Raw genomic sequence first — 17613 nt, 5'->3', positions numbered from 1 at the left:
GCCGACCCTACGCGGTCGCGGCGGCCGGTGCCGGGCCCGGGGTCCTCAGAGGGCGACCAGACGGTCCTCGTGCCGGAGCGGGGCCTCCTCCCCGGGCGCGCCCCGGACCACGAGGACGGCCGTCGTGTCGTCGTCGAGGCCGCGCGCGCCGAAGCGGGCCAGGTCCTCCTTGAGGAGGCCCGGGACGCGGTCGGCCGGCTCGGCCGCCCAGCCGCGCAGCCGCTGCTCCAGGGGGTAGAAGGCGCCGTGCCGGTCCCGGGTCTCGCTGACGCCGTCGGTGAACATCAGCATCCGGTCACCGGGGGCGAACGGCACCTCGTCCACCGTGAACGGGGCGTCGACCGGGACCGGCAGGTGGATCGGCACGGACGGCGAGGACAGCTCGACCGTGCGCACGACCGGGCCGCGCTGGACGACCGGGGCCGGGTGGCCGCAGCTGAGGAGTCGTACGACCGGCTCGTCGTCGGGGATCTCGGCCAGCAGCACGGTCGCGAAGCGGTCGGCCGCCGTCGACTCCGGCGCCCGCTCGGCGTAGCGGGCCATGCTCGCCTCCAGGCGCTCCGCGATCTCGGGCAGGCCGGGGGCCGTGTACGCGGCCTCGCGGAAGGAGCCGAGCAGCAGCGAGGCCGCCTCGACGGCCGCGAGGCCCTTGCCCTGGACGTCCCCGAGCATGATCCGTACGCCTCCCCGGACCTTCAGGGCCTTGTAGAAGTCGCCGCCGACGTGCGCGCCGGCCGCGGACGCCTCGTACAGCAGCCGGAGGTCGACGCCGCCGAGCCGCCGGGGCAGCGGGCGCAGCAGGGCCCACTGGGCGGCCTCGGCCACCTCGCTCACCTGGCGCAGCTCGGCCTCCCGCCGCCGGCGCGCCTGGCTGGACAGGGCCGCGGCCAGGGTGACGACGGCCAGGACCGTCTGACCTGCCAGGAGCGCGGGGAAGAGCCGCTCGCCCCGGCCGAGGGCGAGCACCGTGGTCGTCCCCATCGCCAGCGCGCCGACCGCGAGCGTCCCGCGCGCGCCCCAGGTCACCGCGGCGAACGCGGGCGCCGCGATCAGCAGACGGTCGAAACGCTCCTCCGGCGAGGTCAGGACGTCGGCGAGCGGGGCGGCCACGAGCACGACGAAGGGCAGCACCCGCCCGAGCAGATAACGAAGCTCGACCGGACGACGGGGTCGGTGGGGGCCGTGAGCGGGGGGCTTCGCCGGGCCGGCCGTACGGGCAGGGCCGGCCGTACCGGCAGGACCCGCCGCGCCCGCGACGCCCGTCGGGCCGGTTCGTCCCGTGTCCACGGATCCGTACACCTCGCCGCTCCTTCCCCTGCCTCCCGCACCGTCGTGCGCGGCACGTGCCGTCCTGGCCACCTTCCGTCCCGTACGGCCTCCGGCGGTAGGTACGGAAGGCCCCCGGGCCCGGGACCTCCTGCCCGGGCCGCCCGGCGGCTCAGGGCGCCACGTGGTAGTAGCGCGTACACGCGCGGACCATGCCGTCGTCGGTGATGCTGAAGAAGTCGACGAAGTGCAGCTCCCGCCCCCCGGCGTCCGGGTCGACGCACCGCCCGGCGGCCACCACGCTGCGGTTCTGGGCGACGACGCGGTCGATCTCGTGGCGGCCCCTCGGCGGGGTGTGGCCGAGCCGGGCGCGCAGGACCGCCGTGCGTCCCCGGACGGGAGGCATTCCGGGCAGCTCGAACACCACGCCGTCGTGCAGCAGGGAGGCGCACGAGTCCAGGTCACCGGCGTCGAGGTAGTCGTAGACGAGACGGACGTGGTCGACGCCCGCGGCGGTGACCAGGTCGACCTGTCCCGGCAGACCGAGGGTCGTTTCATCGTGGCGGTTCAACGGCTGAGCCCCTTTCACTCTCGGTGCAGGATTCTGGGGCGCGTCACCAACTCCGGGTTATCACCCCTCTATCTCCGACCGGGATCTTCACGGCATGGACAGAGCGGGGGTGGATGTGGAGACTGTCCTCACTTGGGTCTCAAGTGTCAACTCATTTGTTTCGTGGGGGAATCGGTGACTGACGGCGCAGGTGAGAGAGACCCGGGGATCCCGGACGTGTCGCGCCTTCCCTTCCGGCTCCTCGGACCCCTCCAGGTGCACGGCCCCGACGGACCCCTGCGGGTGCCCCCCGGCCGCCAGGAGGTGATCCTCGCGGCCCTGCTCCTCGACGCCAACCGGGTGGTCGGCACCCACCACCTCGTGGACCTCATCTGGGAGGACAACCCGCCGGAGACCGCCCGCACCCAGGTGCAGATCTGCGTGTCGCGGCTGCGGAAACTGCTGGCCGGGGCCGCCGGGGAGGCCACCATCACGACCCGGCCCCCGGGCTACGTCCTGCACACCGAGGCGGGCAACGTGGACGCGGCGCTCTTCACCGGTCTCGTCTTACGGGCCCGGCGACTGCGCGAGGAGGGCGCCTGCCGCGAGGCCGTGCGCCTGCTGAGGAGCGCGGTCACGCTGTGGCAGGGCGAGTGCCTGTCCGGCCTCGACGGCGGCCCGCTGGCGAACCGGGCGCGCCAGCTCAACGAGGAGCGGCTGACCGCCACCGAGCTCCGCATCCAGCTCGAACTCGAACTCGGCCGCTACGACCGGCTCGTGGGCGAACTCCAGATGCTCACCCACGAACACCCGCTGCGGGAGAAGCTGCGCGGTCAGCTCATCCAGGCGCTGTACTGGTCGGGCCGCCAGGCCGAGGCTCTGGAGGCCTTCCGGGCCGGCCGGCGGATCCTCGCCGACGAACTGGGCCTGGAGCCCGGCCGGGAGCTCCGCGAACTGGAGTCGGCGATCCTGGCGGGCGAACTGCCCCCGCCCGTCGCCGCCGACGCCGCACCGGCCCGCCCGACCGCGGGCCCGACCCGCCCGGCCGCCGAAGCGGTCCGCGAGCGACCGCGCGGGGCGGCCCCCGACGAGCCCGCGCGGACCCCGGCCGACGAAGGACCGGCCGCCGCCGCGCCGGAGCCCGCCCCGGAGGTCGTACGCCAGGACACCGTCCCCCACCAACTCCCGGCAGCCGTGGCCGACTTCGTGTCGGACGCCGCCCGGGTCGCCGCCCTGGAGCGGGCGCTGACCGGGGGACCGGACCGCACCACGGTCGGACTCGCCGCCATCACCGGCAAACCGGGCACCGGCAAGTCGACCCTCGCCGTGCACGTCGCCCACACCCTGGCCGAGACCGGCTTCCCCGACGGACAGCTCTACTGCGACCTGCGCGGCACCACCGGCACCCCGGCCACCCCCGCCGAGGTCCTCGGCCGCTTCCTCCGGGCCCTCGGCATCCCCGGCCAGCTGATCCCCGAGGCCCTGGACGAGCGCGCCGAGATGTACCGCACCCGGCTCGCCTCCCGCCGGGTCCTCGTGGTCCTCGACGACGCGGCCGGCGAGGGCCAGGTGCTGCCGCTGCTGCCCGGCAGCCGAGGCTGTGCCGTCCTCGTCACCGGCCGGGCCCGCCTCACCGCGCTCCCCGGCGCCCACCGGGTGGAGCTGGACGTCCTCGACGAGGACATGGCCCTCGAACTGCTGTCCAGGATCATCGGCCGGGAGCGGGTCGCCGGGGAGGCCCAGGCGGCGGAGGCCCTGGTCCGCACGGTCGGGCGCCTCCCGCTGGCCCTGCGGATCGTGGCCGCCCGGCTCGCCGCGCGCCCCCACTGGACCCTCGCCTCCATGGTGCAGCGCCTCGCCAGCGAACGGCACCGGCTCGACGAACTGACGCACGGCGAGATGACGATGCGGGCCAGTCTGTCCCTCACGTACGAAGGCCTCGGCCCGGAGGACCGCAGGCTGCTGCGGCTCCTCAGCATGGCCCAGGCGCCGACCCTCCCCAGCTGGCTCGCGGGCGCCCTGCTCGACGACCACCGGCCCTTCCCCTCCGACCTCATGGAACCCCTCGTCGACGTGCAGATGCTGGACGTCGACGGGGTCGAGCGCACCGGCGGCTTCCGGTACCGCTTCCACGAGATCATCCGGGTGTACGCGCGGGAGCAACTGGCCGCGCACCACCCGCCGGAGGTCCGGCGGGAGGCCCTGGCCCGCATGGCGGGCGGCTGGATGCACCTGACCCAGCAGGCCCACCGCACCGTGTACGGGGGCGACTTCACCGTCCTGCACGGCGACGCCCCCCGCTGGGAACCACCTGCCTCCTACACCGAGGCGGTCCTGGCCGACCCGCTGGCCTGGCTCGACGCGGAACAGACCGCCCTGTGCCGGATGGTCGAGCACACCGCCGACGAAGGACTCCACGACCTCAGCTGGGACCTCGCCACCTCCCTCGTCACGCTCTTCGAGGTGCGCGGCCACTACGACCTGTGGGAGCAGACGCACCTGACGGCCCTCGCCGCCGTCCGCAAGGCGGGCAACCTGCGGGGCACCGCCGCCGTCCGCGCGTCGCTCGGCTCGCTCTACATGAGCCGCAACCAGTTCGACACGGCACGCCAGGCGCTGAACTCGGCGCTCGACGTCTTCCAGGCGCTCGACGAGCCCCGGGGCGAGGCGCTGTGCCGGCGCGACATGGCGCTCATCGCGCGCACGAACGGCGACGACGCCTCGGCGCTGGAGCTGTACCGGAGGTCCCTGGCCGACTTCGACCGGGCGGGCGACGTGGTCGGCCGGGCGATCGTCCTCACCCAGAGCGCCCACATCCGGATGCGCCAGGGGGAGATCGAGGCGGCGCAGACGCAGCTGGACGAGGCGCTGGACATCTACGAGGGGGTCGGTTACACCGGCGGCAGGGCGCGGACCCTGCGGCGCGTCGGACAACTGCTCCTGGAACAGGGACGGAGCGATCTGGCGGTCCTGACCTTCACCGAGGTGCTGGAACTCTGCCGGGACTCCGGCGACGTGATCGGCGAGGGGCACCTGCTGCGCGACCTCGGCCACGCGTTCGCCGTGATGGGCCGCCCCGACCGGGCCAGGGACTTCTACGACCGGGCCGTCGCCGCGCGGGAGGAGATCATGGACCTGAGCGGGGGCGCGCTGGTGCGTCTGGACCTCGCCCGGCTCCTGGAGGAACCGGGGCGTTCCCGGGAACTGCTCGCGCCGGCCGTCGAGGTCTTCCGGGAGCGGCGGATGGGGCGGGAACTGGCGGAGGCGAAACGTTTGCTCGGAGCCGGGTGACCCCTGCGGGGAGCCGGCCGATCCCGGGGGGACATGGTCGCCGCCGGGGTGCGCGGGGTCAGTCCCAGGGGTTGTTGTCGGTGGTGGCCGCGGTGCCCGCCGTACCCGTGCCCGTACCCGTGCCGGTGGTGCCCGTGCTGTCGTCGGTCCCGTTCCCGTTCCCGTACGAGACCGCCGGCGTCGTGTCCACGGGCTCGTCCGCCCAGCTCGCCTGGGCACCGACACCGGTCACGAGCACGATCAGCGCGGAGGCGACGACGGTGCGGAGGGCGGTGCGGGCGGCGGTGGTCTTCGACATCGGATTCTCCCTCTCGGTGGGGCGGTGCTTCCTTGTGACCACCACGCTAGGAACGACCGGATTCACGGGACCGTCCGCTGTCTTATCACCCCACTATCACGGCGCCGCCTCGTGAAAGGCCTCGCGCCCGCCGGTATCCCGTCCGCTATCACGGGAGTCCGCGCACCACCTCTGACCTGGGGGTTATTCACGGGATACCCCCTGGATAGCCCCGTCCTCACGATGGAGAGCAGCAGACGGCGAGGCCTTGCGCCGGCCGGCGGCCCGACCGGGCCGCCGCCAGGGCCTCGCCCCGACTCGACCAGTGGGGGCTTTCCATGGCGACGACCATTCTTTCCCCGGAGGGCGCCACCGCGGCCACCGCCGCGCTCGGCAGCCTCATACGCGGCCACCGGCTCCGCATCGGCCTGACCCAGCGCGAGCTGGCCGACCTGTCCACCATCAGCGTGCGCGCCATCCGCGACCTGGAGAAGGGCAAGGCCCAGCGGCCGAGAACCGACACCGTCCGGCTCATCGCCGACGCCCTGCGCCTGGGCCCCCGGGCCCGCACGGCCCTGGAGGACGCGGTGCGGCGCGGCGGCGCCCGGCACCTGCCCCTGGAGCGGTCGGCACCGCCCGTACCCCTGCACCCGCTGATCGAACGGCGGGCCGAGGCCGCCGTCATCACCGAGGAACTGCGCTCCGGGGCCGAACGCCTGATCACCGTCGTCGGCCTCAGCGGCGTCGGCAAGACGAGACTCGCCCTGGAGGCGGCGGCCAGACTCCACGACGCCGGCCTCCCCGTCCTGTGGCACACCGCCCCCGGGGCGGTCGCCGACTGCCTGCCGGCCGACGACGACCCGGCGGCCGCCCCGGCCGCCGACTGCGCCGGCTTCCTGCACGGCCACGGACCGTCCGACACCCTCCCGCCCGCGCTCACCGCCCTGCTTGGAGACCGGGCGGCGCTCCTCGTCCTCGACGGCGCCGACACCGGACGGCTCGACTTCCAGCGGCTGGGCCGACTGCTCCGCGAACTCCCCGGACTGCGCCTCCTCGTCACCGCCGACACGCCCTGGAACGTCCCCGGCGAACGCCTCTTCCTCCTCGCGCCCCTGGAGGCGCCCGCCCCGACCGGGACCGCCCGCCCCGACGCCCCCGCCACCCGCTTCTTCCTCGACCGGCTCCGCCGCGTCCGCCCCGACATCGTCCCCGACGACCGGGCCCTCACCGACATCGCATGGCTCTGCCACCGCCTCGACGGACACCCGCTGGCCCTCGCCGCGGCCGCCTCCTGGCTCACCGTCTGCGACCTGCCCACCCTGCGCGGCATCGTCGAGTCCGACCCCGCCCCGCTCCTCGACCACCTGGCCGACGGCCGCTCCGGCTCCCACCTGCGGGAGAGCGTCGGCCGCACCCTGGCCGGGCTGCCCGCAGGGCACCGGAGCCTGATCACCGAGCTGTGCGCCGCCAGCCGGGACGAGTTCCTCCTGGAGGACGTCGTCCGGCTGACCGGCCTGCCCCTGCCGCACTGCGGCCGCACGGTCCGCGACCTCCTCGTCGGCGGCGTCATCCGGTCCAGCACGGACGGCGGCCGCTCCGCGTTCCGCGTGCTGTGCGTCGTACGGGCCCTCGCCTCGGCGACCGCGGGCGCACCGGCGGCCGGTTCCCCCGCTCCTGCCGGAACCGCTGCCGCCTGACTGCCGCCGCGCTGCCGAACCGCTCCCGTACCGCCGGAGCAACTGCCGCTCCCGGCCCGCCCCCACGGGTTGTATGGCCACTGCCCGCCCCGGAGTCACCGCCCGGCCCCAGGGCCACCGCCCGCCCCCGGGGTCACCGCACCCGGGGTCACCGCACCCGCCACCGGCCAGCCGCCGCGACTTCCTCTTCCAGGAGCCCTCCATGCCGTTCGACACGCCCGTCGCACCCGCTCCGGCCGCCGTCCGGTTGCCGCTCTCGGTGGCCCAGCGTGACATCTGGACGGCACACGCCCTCGACCCCACCGGCGTCAAGTACAACGTCGCCGAGTGCCGCGAGATCCTCGGCCCGGTCGACCCGGAGCTGATGGCGGCGGCCTGGCGCCGGCTCGCGGAGGAGGCCGACTTCCTCCGCGTCCGGGGCTTCGAGGACGACGGCGAGCAGGTGTGGCAGCTCATCGACCCCGCCGACTCCGCAAGCACCCGCGACCTCCCGTACACCGACGTGAGCGCGGCCGACGACCCGGAGGCCGAGGCCTGGCGGCTGATCGACGGCCTGATCGGCACCCCCTTCGACCTGACCCGCCGCCCGCCCGTCCGCTGCGCCCTGATCAAGCTCGGCGAGGAGCGGTACTTCTACTTCTACGGCTTCCACCACCTGGTCGTCGACGGCGTGGGCGTGTCCATGGCCCTCGCCCGTCTGGTCGAGCTGTACGAACGGGCGGTCGCGGGCGAACCCTGGGGGCCCTCCCCGTTCGGCGCCCTCGCCGACCTGCTCGCCGAGGACGCGGAGTACCGCGACTCCGACCGGGCCGCCGCCGACCTGGCCGCCTGGCGGGAACACCTCGCCGGAGCCCCCGACGCGCCCGCCGGCCTCGTCCGGGGCACCGGCCGGGCCCCCGCCGCGCACGGCGGCCTGCCCTTCGCCCGCCGCAGCGTGCGGGTGTCCCCGGCGGACGCCGACCGGCTGCGGGCGGTCGCCCGCGGCGAGCGGGTCTCCTGGTCCGTCCTCCTCGTCGCCCTCTTCTCGGTCTACCTGCACCGCGTCACGGGCCGCGAGGAACTCGTCCTCGCCCTGCCGGTGACGGGCCGCACGACCCGGCAGGCCCGCAGCACCCCCGGCATGTCGTCGAACGTGGTGCCCCTCCGGCTCCGGATACGCCCCGGAGAGACCCTCGGCGCCCTGGTCCGCTCGGCCGCCGCCGAGGTCAAGCACGGACTGCGCCACCAGCTGACCCGCTACGAGGACCTGTGCCGGGACGCCGGGGTCGTCGACGGCTCCCGCCGCCTCGCCGCGCCCGTCCTCAACATCATGGGCTTCCACGCGGAACTCACCGTCTGCGGCCACCCGACCCTCAACCACAACGTGAGCAACGGCCCGGTGGACGACCTCGCCGTCGCCGTCCTCGACCTCGGCGCCGCGAACGGCCTGCGGATCGACTTCGACACCCCCGTCCACGACGTCGACCCGGCGTCCGCCGCCGCCCACCAGGACCGCTTCGCCGCGTTCCTCACCACCGTCCTCGCCCCGGACCGGCCGGCCGAGCGCCGGATCGCCGACCTCGACGTCCTGACGGAGACCGAACGCGCCCTGCTCACCGGCCCGTGGGCCGGACCGGTGACCGGCCCCGCCGGAACCGCCGGCACGACCCTCGTGGAACGCTTCGAGGAGCAGGCGGCCCGGCACCCCGACGGGATCGCGCTCATCGACGGCGGGCGGAGCGTCACGTACGCCGAACTCAACGCCGCCGCCAACCGCTGGGCCCGCCACCTGAGCGCACGCGGCCTGGGCCGCGGCGACCTGGCGGGCATCCTCCTGGAGCGCGGCATCCGCTTCGCCACCGCCGTCCTCGCCGTCCTGAAGACCGGCGCCGCCCACGTCCTGCTCGACCCCGACTTCCCCGACGAGCGCCTCCGCGCGGCCGCCGCCGACGCCGGCATCCGCCACCTCCTCACCCGCCCGTCCCTCGCCGGACGCCTCGACGGCCCCTGGGCCACCCACACCGAGGCCCCCGGCGAACTCCTCTCCTACGGCCCCGGAAACCCCGGCCTCCCCGTCGACCCCGACGACCCGGCCTGCCTGATGTTCACCTCGGGCTCGACGGGCCGGCCCAAGGCGATCCTGTCGTCCCACCGCAACCTGACGTCGACCCTGATCGGCCAGCCCTACCTCCCCACCGGCCCGGACCAGGTCTACCTCCAGTGCTCACCGGTCTCCTGGGACGCGTTCAGCCTGGAGCTCTGGGGCGGCCTCCTCCACGGCGGCACCGTCGTGCTCCAGCCGGGACAGAAACCCGAACCGGCCCTCGTCGCCGAACTGGCTCGCCGGCACGGCGTCACCACGCTCCTGCTGTCCGCCACCCTCTTCAACTACCTCACCGACGAACACCCGGAGGCGTTCGCCACCGTCACCACCGCCTTCACCGTGGGCGAGGCCGCCTCCCCGGCCCACGTCCACAAGCTCCAGCGGATCAGGCCCGGCATCACGGTCCTCAACGGGTACGGCCCCGCCGAGGTGATGATCTTCGCCACGACCCACGCCGTCGAACCGGCCGACCGGCCGCACGCCGTGATCCCGGTCGGCACCCCCCTGGTCGACAAGCCCGCCTACGTCCTCGACCCCCACCTGAACCTGTGCCCGCCCGGAACCACCGGAGAGCTGTACGTGGCCGGTGAGGGCCTGGCCCACGGCTACCTGGGGCGCCCGGACCTGACGGCCATCCGCTTCGTGCCGAACCCGTTCGGACCCGGCCGGCTCTACCGGACCGGCGACCTGGCCCGCTTCGACGGCGGGGGCCGCCTCGTCTACGAGGGCCGGGCGGACGACCAGATCAAGATCCGGGGCTTCCGGATCGAGCCCGGCGAGACCGAGGCCGCGCTCCTGACTCATCCCCGGGTCACCCGGGCGGTCGTCACCGTCCACGAGAAGCGCCTCGCCGCGTACGTCGTCACCGACGACGACACCCACCCGGAGGAGATCCGGCGACACGTCGCCGACCGGCTCCCCGAGCACCTCGTCCCCACCTATCTGACCCTCATCGACCGGCTGCCCGTCACCCCCAACGGCAAGATCGACAAGCGGGCCCTGCCCGCACCGACGGCCCTCCTCGCCACCCGGCGCGCCCCGCGCACCCGGACGGAGGAGACCCTCGTCGCCCTCTTCGGCACGACGCTGGAGACGACGGACCCGATCGGCATCGACGACAGCTTCTTCGCGCTCGGCGGTCATTCGCTGCTGGCGGCGCGGCTGACGAACCACATTGCGGACGCCCTTGGCGTGCGGCTGACGATCCGGGACGTGTTCGGGAGCCCGACGGTGGCGGGCCTCGCGGAACTGGTCGGGGACGGGGGAGACGCACGGGACGCCCTTCCGCCGCTGGTGGCGGGGGAGGGAGACGGGGACGGGCCGCCCCCGGCCTCGTACGCACAGCGGCGCTTGTGGCTCCTCGCCGGCCTCGACGGCGACAGCGCGGCCTACAACGTGCCGATGGTGGTGCGGTTGGAGAGCGGTGGGCTGGATCTGGCGGTGCTGGAGGCGGCGTTGGGGGACGTGGTGGAGCGTCATGCTCCGCTGCGGACGGTCTTCGACACCGTGGACGGCGAACCGCACCAGCGGATCCTTCCGCCCGAACTCGCGAAGCCGACGATCCGGCGACAGCGGGTGGAGACGGAGCACCTGGACGCGGAACTGGCCGCGGAGGCGGGCCGGGTGTTCGACCTGGCGGCGGAGATTCCGGTGCGGGCGGTGGTGTTCGACCTGACTGACGGGTCGGCCGTGCTGTCGCTGGTGGTGCACCACATCGCGACCGACGGCGTGTCCGGCGGGGTGTTCTTCGCGGACCTTGAGCGGGCGTACGCGGCCCGGGTCGGGGGAGCGGAGAGCAGTGTTCTGGATCCGCTGGCCGTCCAGTACGCCGACTACGCGGCCTGGCAGCGACGGGTGTTGGGCGACGCCTCCGACCCCGGGAGCGTACTGGGACGGGAGCTCGGATTCTGGCGCGGTGCGCTGGAGGGGCTGCCGGAGGAGCACGGGCTGAGCCTGGACCGGCCGAGGCCGGCGCGGGCGTCCCATCGGGGCGGTCAGGTCGAGGTCGACCTCGGTGCGGACGTCTTCGAGCGGGTGACCGCCTTCGCCCGGAGCGAGGGGTGCACGCCGTTCATGGTGGTGCACGCGGCGCTCGTGGCGGCTCTGACCCGGTGGGGTGCGGGGTCCGATCTGGCGATCGGTTCGCCGGTGGCGGGGCGCGGGGACAAGGCGCTGGAGGGTCTGGTCGGGTTCTTCGTGAACACGCTGGTCCTGCGGACCGACAGCGCGGGCGACCCGACGTTCCGCGAGCTGCTCGACCGGGTGCGAGCCGTCGACCTGGACGCGTTCGCGCACCAGGAGACGCCGTTCGATCTGGTCCTGGAGGCGGTCAATCCCACCCGTACGCTCTCCCGCCACCCCCTCTTCCAGATCTGCCTCGGCCTCGAATCCGACGGAGAAGCGGCCTTCGCGCTGAAGGGCGTGCGGACCGGGCCCGTCGAAAAGGTCTCCAACGGATCCGCCAAGTTCGACCTGGAGTTCTTCCTCCGCTCCGGCGACGCGAAGTCGCTCCGGGCCACCGTCCTCTTCGCCGCCGACCTGTTCGACGAGGTGACGGTACGGCGCTTGGCGACGGTCCTGGGCGAGGTCCTGGTCCAGGTGCTGGACGAGCCGGGCGTCCGGCTCTCGGGCCTGGAGGTGCTGTCGGGTGCGGAGCGGGAGCTGCTGACCGGGCCGTGGGCCGGTACGGCGATCGACGTGGGGGACGCCTCGCTGGTCGAGCGGTTCGAGGAGCAGGTGGCACGGTTCCCCGAGCGGGTCGCGCTGGTCGACGGCGAGCGGAGCATCACGTACGCCGAGCTGAACACAGCCGCCAACCGCTGGGCGCGCCACCTGAGTTCGTACGGCCTGGGGCGCGGCGACATGGCCGGTGTGCTCCTTGAGCGGGGTGCGGACTTCGCGGCCGCGGTGATCGCCGTGGTCAAGGCGGGGGCCGGTTACACGCTCCTGGACCCGGACTTCCCCGACGAGCGGCTGCGCTCGGCCGCCACCGACGCCGGCATCGGCGTCCTGGTCACCGGACCCCGTCTCGCGGAACGTCTGGAGGGTCCGTGGCGGACCGTCTCCTGCGCGCCCGGGGAACTGGGCGACCTGTCCGGGGAGAACCTGGGCGTCGAGCTGACCGGGGACGACACGGCCTGCCTGATGTTCACGTCGGGGTCGACGGGCCGTCCGAAGGGGATTCTGTCCTCGCACCGGAATCTGGTGTCGACGGTGAGTGGCCAGTCGTACGGCCGGTTCGGGCCGGGCGAGGTGTTCTTGCAGTGCTCGCCGGTGTCGTGGGACGCGTTCAGCCTGGAGTTCTGGGGCGCGCTGCTCCACGGTGGGATATCGGTGTTGCAGCCGGGGCAGCGTCCCGAGCCCGTGCTGATCAGTGAGCTGTCCCGCCGTCATGGCGTGACGATGTTGCAGCTGTCGGCGAGTCTGTTCAACTTCCTGGTGGACGAGCACCCGGAGGCCTTCGCCACGGTCACGGTCGCCTTCACCGGAGGCGAGGCCGCCTCCCCGGCCCACGTCCACAAGCTCCACCGGCTCAAGCCCGGCATTGAAGTGGTGAACGGTTACGGGCCGGCCGAGTCGATGGGCTTCACGACGACTCATCTCATCGAGGCCACCGATCAGCCCCATACCGTCGTCCCGATCGGAACTCCGCTCACCAAAAAGGGGGGTTACGTCCTCGACGCCCGGCTGAACCTGTGCCCGCCGGGCGTGACCGGGGAGCTCTACCTCGCGGGCGAGGGCCTGGCGCACGGCTACCTCGGCCGGCCGGACCTGACGGCCATCCGCTTCGTGCCGAACCCGTTCGGGCCCGGCCGGCTCTACCGGACCGGCGACCTGGCCCGCTTCGACCGGGACGGCCACCTGCTCTACGAGGGCCGGGTGGACGACCAGATCAAGATCCGGGGCTTCCGGGTCGAGCCCGGAGAGACCGAAGCCGCGCTCGTCACCCATCCCCGGGTGACCCAGGCGGTCGTCACCGTCCACCACGACCGGCTGGCCGCGTACGTCGTCACCGACGACGACATCCACCCGGAGGAGATCCGGCGGCACGTGGCCGACCGGCTGCCCGAGCACCTCGTACCCGCGCACGTGATCCTTCTGGAGCGGCTGCCCCTCACGCCGAACGGCAAGATCGACAAGCGTGCTCTTCCCGAGCCGGCCGTCGCCACCGCCTCCGGCCGTGCCCCGCGCACCCCGCTCGAAGAGACCCTGCTCGCCCTCTTCGTCCGCGTCCTCGACGCCCCCGCCGACCTCACCGTCGACGACGACTTCTTCCACCACGGCGGTCATTCGCTGCTGGCGGCGCGGCTGACGAACCACATCGCGGACGCGCTCGGTGTGCGGCTGACGATCCGGGACGTGTTCGGGAGCCCGACGGTGGCGGGCCTCGCGGAGCTGGTCGCGGGTGAGGGAGCCGTGCAGGGCGCTCTTCCGCCGCTGGTGGCGGGGGAGGGGGACGGGCTGTCCCCGGCCTCGTACGCGCAGCGGCGGCTGTGGCTCCTTTCGCAGCTCGACGGAGACAGCGCGGCCTACAACGTGCCGATGGTGGTGCGACTGGAGGGCGATGCGCTGGATCTGGCGGCGCTGGAGGCGGCGTTGGGGGACGTGGTGGAGCGACATGCCCCGCTGCGGACGGTCTTCGAGACCGTGGACGGCGAGCCGCATCAGCGGATCCTCCCGCCGGAGCAGGCGCGTGTGAGCGTGGAGTCCCGCCGCACCCAAGGCGGCCTCATCGAGGCCGAGTTGGCTGCGGAGGCGGGCCGGGTGTTCGACCTGGCGGCGGAGATTCCGGTGCGGGCGGTGGTGTTCGACCTGACTGACGGGTCGGCGGTGCTGCTGTTGGTGGTGCACCACATCGCGACCGACGGCGTGTCCGGCGGGGTGTTCTTCGCGGACCTTGAGCGGGCGTACGCGGCCCGGGTCGGGGGAGTGGAGAGCAGTGTTCTGGATCCGCTGGCCGTCCAGTACGCCGACTACGCGGCCTGGCAGCGGCGAATACTGGGCACGGCGGACGACCCGGACAGTGTGCTCGGTCGAGAACTCGGCTTCTGGCGCGGTGCGTTGGAAGGCCTTCCCGAGGAGCACGGGCTGAGCCTGGACCGGCCCCGGCCGGCGAAGGCCTCCCACCTGGGCGGTCAGGTCGACGTCGATCTCGGCGCGGACGTCTTCGAGCGGGTGACCGCTTTCGCCCGGAGCGAGGGGTGCACGCCGTTCATGGTGGTGCACGCGGCGCTCGTGGCGGCTCTGACCCGGTGGGGTGCGGGGTCCGATCTGGCGATCGGTTCGCCGGTGGCGGGGCGCGGGGACAAGGCGCTGGAGGGTCTGGTCGGCTTCTTCGTGAACACGCTGGTCCTGCGGACCGACAGTGCGGGCGATCCGACGTTCCGCGAGCTCCTGGGCCGGGTCCGTACCGCCGACCTGGACGCGTTCGCGCACCAGGAGACGCCGTTCGATCTGGTCCTGGAGGCGGCCAATCCCACCCGTACGCTCTCCCGTCACCCCCTCTTCCAGATCTGCCTCGGTCTTGAGGCGGGTACCGCCCCGCGACTGGACCTGGCCGGTGTCCGTACCTTCGAGGTCTCGGGCCTCGCGAACGGATCGGTCAAGTTCGACCTGGAGTTCCTGCTCCGCTCCGACGACGGCCGGCGCCTGCACGGTGCCGTGCTCTTCGCCGGGGAGCTGTTCGACGAGGTGACGGTACGGCGCTTGGCGGCGGCCCTCGGTGAGGTCCTGGTCCAGGTGCTGGACGAGCCGGGCGTCCGGCTCTCGGGCCTGGAGGTGCTGTCGGGTGCGGAGCGGGAGCTGCTGACCGGGCCGTGGGCCGGTACGGCGATCGACGTGGGGGACGCCTCGCTGGTCGAGCGGTTCGAGGAGCAGGCCGCCCGCCATCCGGACCGCACCGCCCTGGTCGACGGCGAGCGGAGCGTCACGTACGCCGAGCTGAACGACACCGCCAACCGCTGGGCCCGGCTGCTGCGGGAGCGAGGGCTGCGCCGGGGCGGCATGGCCGGTGTACTCCTCGAACGGGGTGCGGACTTCGCGGCCGCGGTGATCGCCGTGGTCAAGGCGGGGGCCGGTTACACGCTCCTGGACCCGGACTTCCCCGACGAGCGGCTGCGCTCGGCCGCCACCGACGCCGGCATCCGCCACCTCCTCACCTGCCCGTCCCTCGCCGCGCGCATCGACGGCCCCTGGGCGACCCACACGGAGGCCCCGGCCGACCTCCCGTCCCTCGGGACCGGCAACCTCGGTCTGCCGATCGGCCCGGACGACTCCGCCTGCCTGATGTTCACGTCGGGGTCGACGGGCCGTCCGAAGGGGATCCTGTCCTCGCACCGGAATCTGGTGTCGACGGTGAGTGGCCAGTCGTACGGCCGGTTCGGGCCGGGCGAGGTGTTCCTGCAGTGCTCGCCGGTGTCGTGGGACGCGTTCAGCCTGGAGTTCTGGGGCGCGCTGCTCCACGGTGGGACATCGGTGTTGCAGCCGGGGCAGCGTCCCGAGCCCGTACTGATCAGTGAGCTGTCTCGCCGTCACGGCGTGACGATGCTGCAGCTGTCGGCGAGTCTGTTCAACTTCCTGGTGGACGAGCACCCGGAGGCCTTCGCCACGGTCACGGTCGCCTTCACCGGAGGCGAGGCCGCCTCCCCGGCCCACGTCCACAAGCTCCACCGGCTCAAGCCCGGCATCGAGATCGTCAACGGTTACGGGCCCGCCGAGTCCATGGGCTTCACGACCACCCACCCCATCGCCCCCGGCGACGAACCGCACTCCCTCGTCCCGATCGGAACCCCCCTGGTCAACAAGGGGAGTTACGTCCTCGACGCCCGGCTGAACCTGTGCCCGCCGGGCGTGACCGGGGAGCTCTACCTCGCCGGTGAGGGCCTGGCCCACGGCTACCTCGGCCGGCCGGACCTGACGGCCATCCGCTTCGTGCCGAACCCGTTCGGACCCGGCCGGCTCTACCGGACCGGCGACCTCGCCCGCTTCGACCGGGACGGCCACCTGCTCTACGAGGGCCGGGTGGACGACCAGATCAAGATCCGGGGCTTCCGGGTCGAACCGGGAGAGACCGAAGCCGCGCTCCTGACCCATCCCCGGGTCACCCAGGCGGTCGTCACCGTCCACCACGACCGGCTCGCCGCGTACGTCGTCACCGACGGCGACACCCCTCCGGAAGAGGTCCGCGGGCACGTGGCGGACCGGCTGCCCGAGCACCTCGTCCCGACCCACCTCACGTTCCTGGAGCGGCTGCCCCTCACCCCGAACGGCAAGATCGACAAGCGGGCCCTGCCCGAGCCGGCCGTCGCCGCCGCCTCCGGACGCGCGCCGCGCACCCCGCTCGAAGAGACCCTGCTCGCCCTCTTCGTCCGCGTCCTCGACGCCCCCGCCGACCTCACCGTCGACGACGACTTCTTCCACCACGGCGGCCACTCCCTCCTGGGGGCCCGCCTCACCAACCACATCGCCGGTGCCCTGGACGTGCGGCTCACCGTCCGCGACGTCTTCCAGCACCCGACCCCCGCCCGGCTCGCCGCGCACGTCGAAGCGCTCAAGAGCGCCGCCGCCCCGGCGAAGAAGGCCCGACCCGCCCTCCGCCGCCGTACCGAGACAGAACGGATCAGCTCATGACCTCCTTCCCGGACCCCGCCTCCGCCCCCGCCCCCGAAGACGTCGTCTGGGACCTCCCCGGAGACGCCCCGCACCGCCTGTCGCTGCTCGTCCTTCCGCACGCGGGAGGCAACGCCCACGCGTACAGCACGTGGCGCGAGCACCTGCCGGCCGACGTCCGGCTGCTGATCGGCCAGTACCCGGGCCGGGGCGCCCGCTACAGCGAGGACCTGCCCGAGTCCGTGGACGACCTGGCGCTCCCCGTGGTCGACGCCCTCCCCTCGGACACCGGCCCCCTGGTGGTCCTCGGGCACAGCATGGGCAGCCTGGTCGCCTTCGAGGTGACCCGGGCCCTCCAGGCCGGCGGCCGCACCCCGTACGGCCTGATCGCCTCCGCCTGCCGGGCGCCCGTCCTGCCCAACCAGTGCCCGGTGCACCCCGAGCGGCTGGACGACGACCAGCTCGTCGCCGCCATCAAGGAGCGCGGCGGCACCGACGACGGCATCCTGGACGACCCGGAGCTCCGCGAGATCGTCCTGCCGTCCATCCGCGCCGACTTCGCCATCGACGACGTCTACCGGTGCACCGCCCCGAGCGTGCGGCTCGACTGCCCGGTCGCGGTCTTCGGCGGCGACGCCGACCCGATCGTCCCGGCCGACATGCTCGGCGGCTGGTCCCTCGTGGCCGGTCACCCGGTCGAGCCCGAGGTGCTGCCCGGCGACCACTTCTACTTCCAGCAGGACCTGCCCGGCTTCTTCGCCCGGCTGAACCCGGTCCTCGACGCCCTGCGCGCCTCCGCGACCACTGCCGCCTGACCCGCGCCCCCGCAGACACCCATCGC

The 17613-nt window shown here is 73.7% G+C and carries 7 protein-coding genes; 4 read left to right on the top strand and 3 right to left on the bottom strand.

Translation table 11 applies throughout. The features are described 5' to 3' along the window. Positions 1 to 45 precede the first annotated feature (45 nt). Both ACIQD7_RS09800 and ACIQD7_RS09795 read right to left on the bottom strand, forming a co-directional pair. Positions 46 to 1131: a PP2C family protein-serine/threonine phosphatase gene (locus tag ACIQD7_RS09800; RefSeq protein ID WP_402441100.1), complete on the bottom strand. Its 1086-nt coding sequence runs from the start codon at positions 1129 to 1131 to the stop codon at positions 46 to 48. 307 nt (positions 1132 to 1438) lie between these two features. Then, a complete protein-coding gene (locus ACIQD7_RS09795; RefSeq protein WP_121831929.1) occupies positions 1439 to 1837 on the bottom strand; it encodes a nuclear transport factor 2 family protein in 399 nt (132 codons plus the stop codon). A 216-nt stretch (positions 1838 to 2053) separates the two neighbouring features. On the opposite strand from ACIQD7_RS09795, the gene ACIQD7_RS09790 reads away from it, so the two are divergent. Beyond that, positions 2054 to 5107 carry an AfsR/SARP family transcriptional regulator gene (locus ACIQD7_RS09790; RefSeq protein ID WP_402441097.1) on the top strand — a complete coding sequence of 1018 codons (3054 nt, stop codon included), beginning with the start codon at positions 2054 to 2056 and terminating at the stop codon, positions 5105 to 5107. Positions 5108 to 5165: 58 nt separating this feature from the next. Here ACIQD7_RS09790 and ACIQD7_RS09785 read toward each other — a convergent pair whose 3' ends face one another. Further along, positions 5166 to 5405 carry a hypothetical protein gene (locus tag ACIQD7_RS09785; RefSeq protein ID WP_402441095.1) on the bottom strand — a complete coding sequence of 80 codons (240 nt, stop codon included), beginning with the start codon at positions 5403 to 5405 and terminating at the stop codon, positions 5166 to 5168. 317 nt (positions 5406 to 5722) lie between these two features. On the opposite strand from ACIQD7_RS09785, the gene ACIQD7_RS09780 reads away from it, so the two are divergent. From ACIQD7_RS09780 to ACIQD7_RS09770, 3 genes are all read left to right on the top strand, one after another. Beyond that, complete coding sequence (locus tag ACIQD7_RS09780) at positions 5723 to 7081, top strand: helix-turn-helix domain-containing protein (RefSeq protein ID WP_402441093.1); 1359 nt, start codon at positions 5723 to 5725, stop codon at positions 7079 to 7081. 202 nt (positions 7082 to 7283) lie between these two features. Beyond that, positions 7284 to 16793 carry an amino acid adenylation domain-containing protein gene (locus tag ACIQD7_RS09775; protein ID WP_402441091.1) on the top strand — a complete coding sequence of 3170 codons (9510 nt, stop codon included), beginning with the start codon at positions 7284 to 7286 and terminating at the stop codon, positions 16791 to 16793. Beyond that, positions 16790 to 17587, top strand: a complete 798-nt coding sequence (locus ACIQD7_RS09770) for a thioesterase II family protein (RefSeq protein ID WP_402441089.1) — start codon at positions 16790 to 16792, stop codon at positions 17585 to 17587. The genes ACIQD7_RS09775 and ACIQD7_RS09770 overlap by 4 nt, the downstream gene beginning before the upstream one ends. Positions 17588 to 17613: the final 26 nt, after the last annotated feature.

Origin of the sequence: Streptomyces sp. NPDC093071 (assembly GCF_044754545.1) — a bacterium.
In the GTDB taxonomy this organism is placed as follows: Bacteria; Actinomycetota; Actinomycetes; order Streptomycetales; family Streptomycetaceae; genus Streptomyces.
The sequence above is the reverse complement of the archived record's forward strand: the minus strand, read 5'-3'. Positions and strand labels throughout refer to the sequence as shown.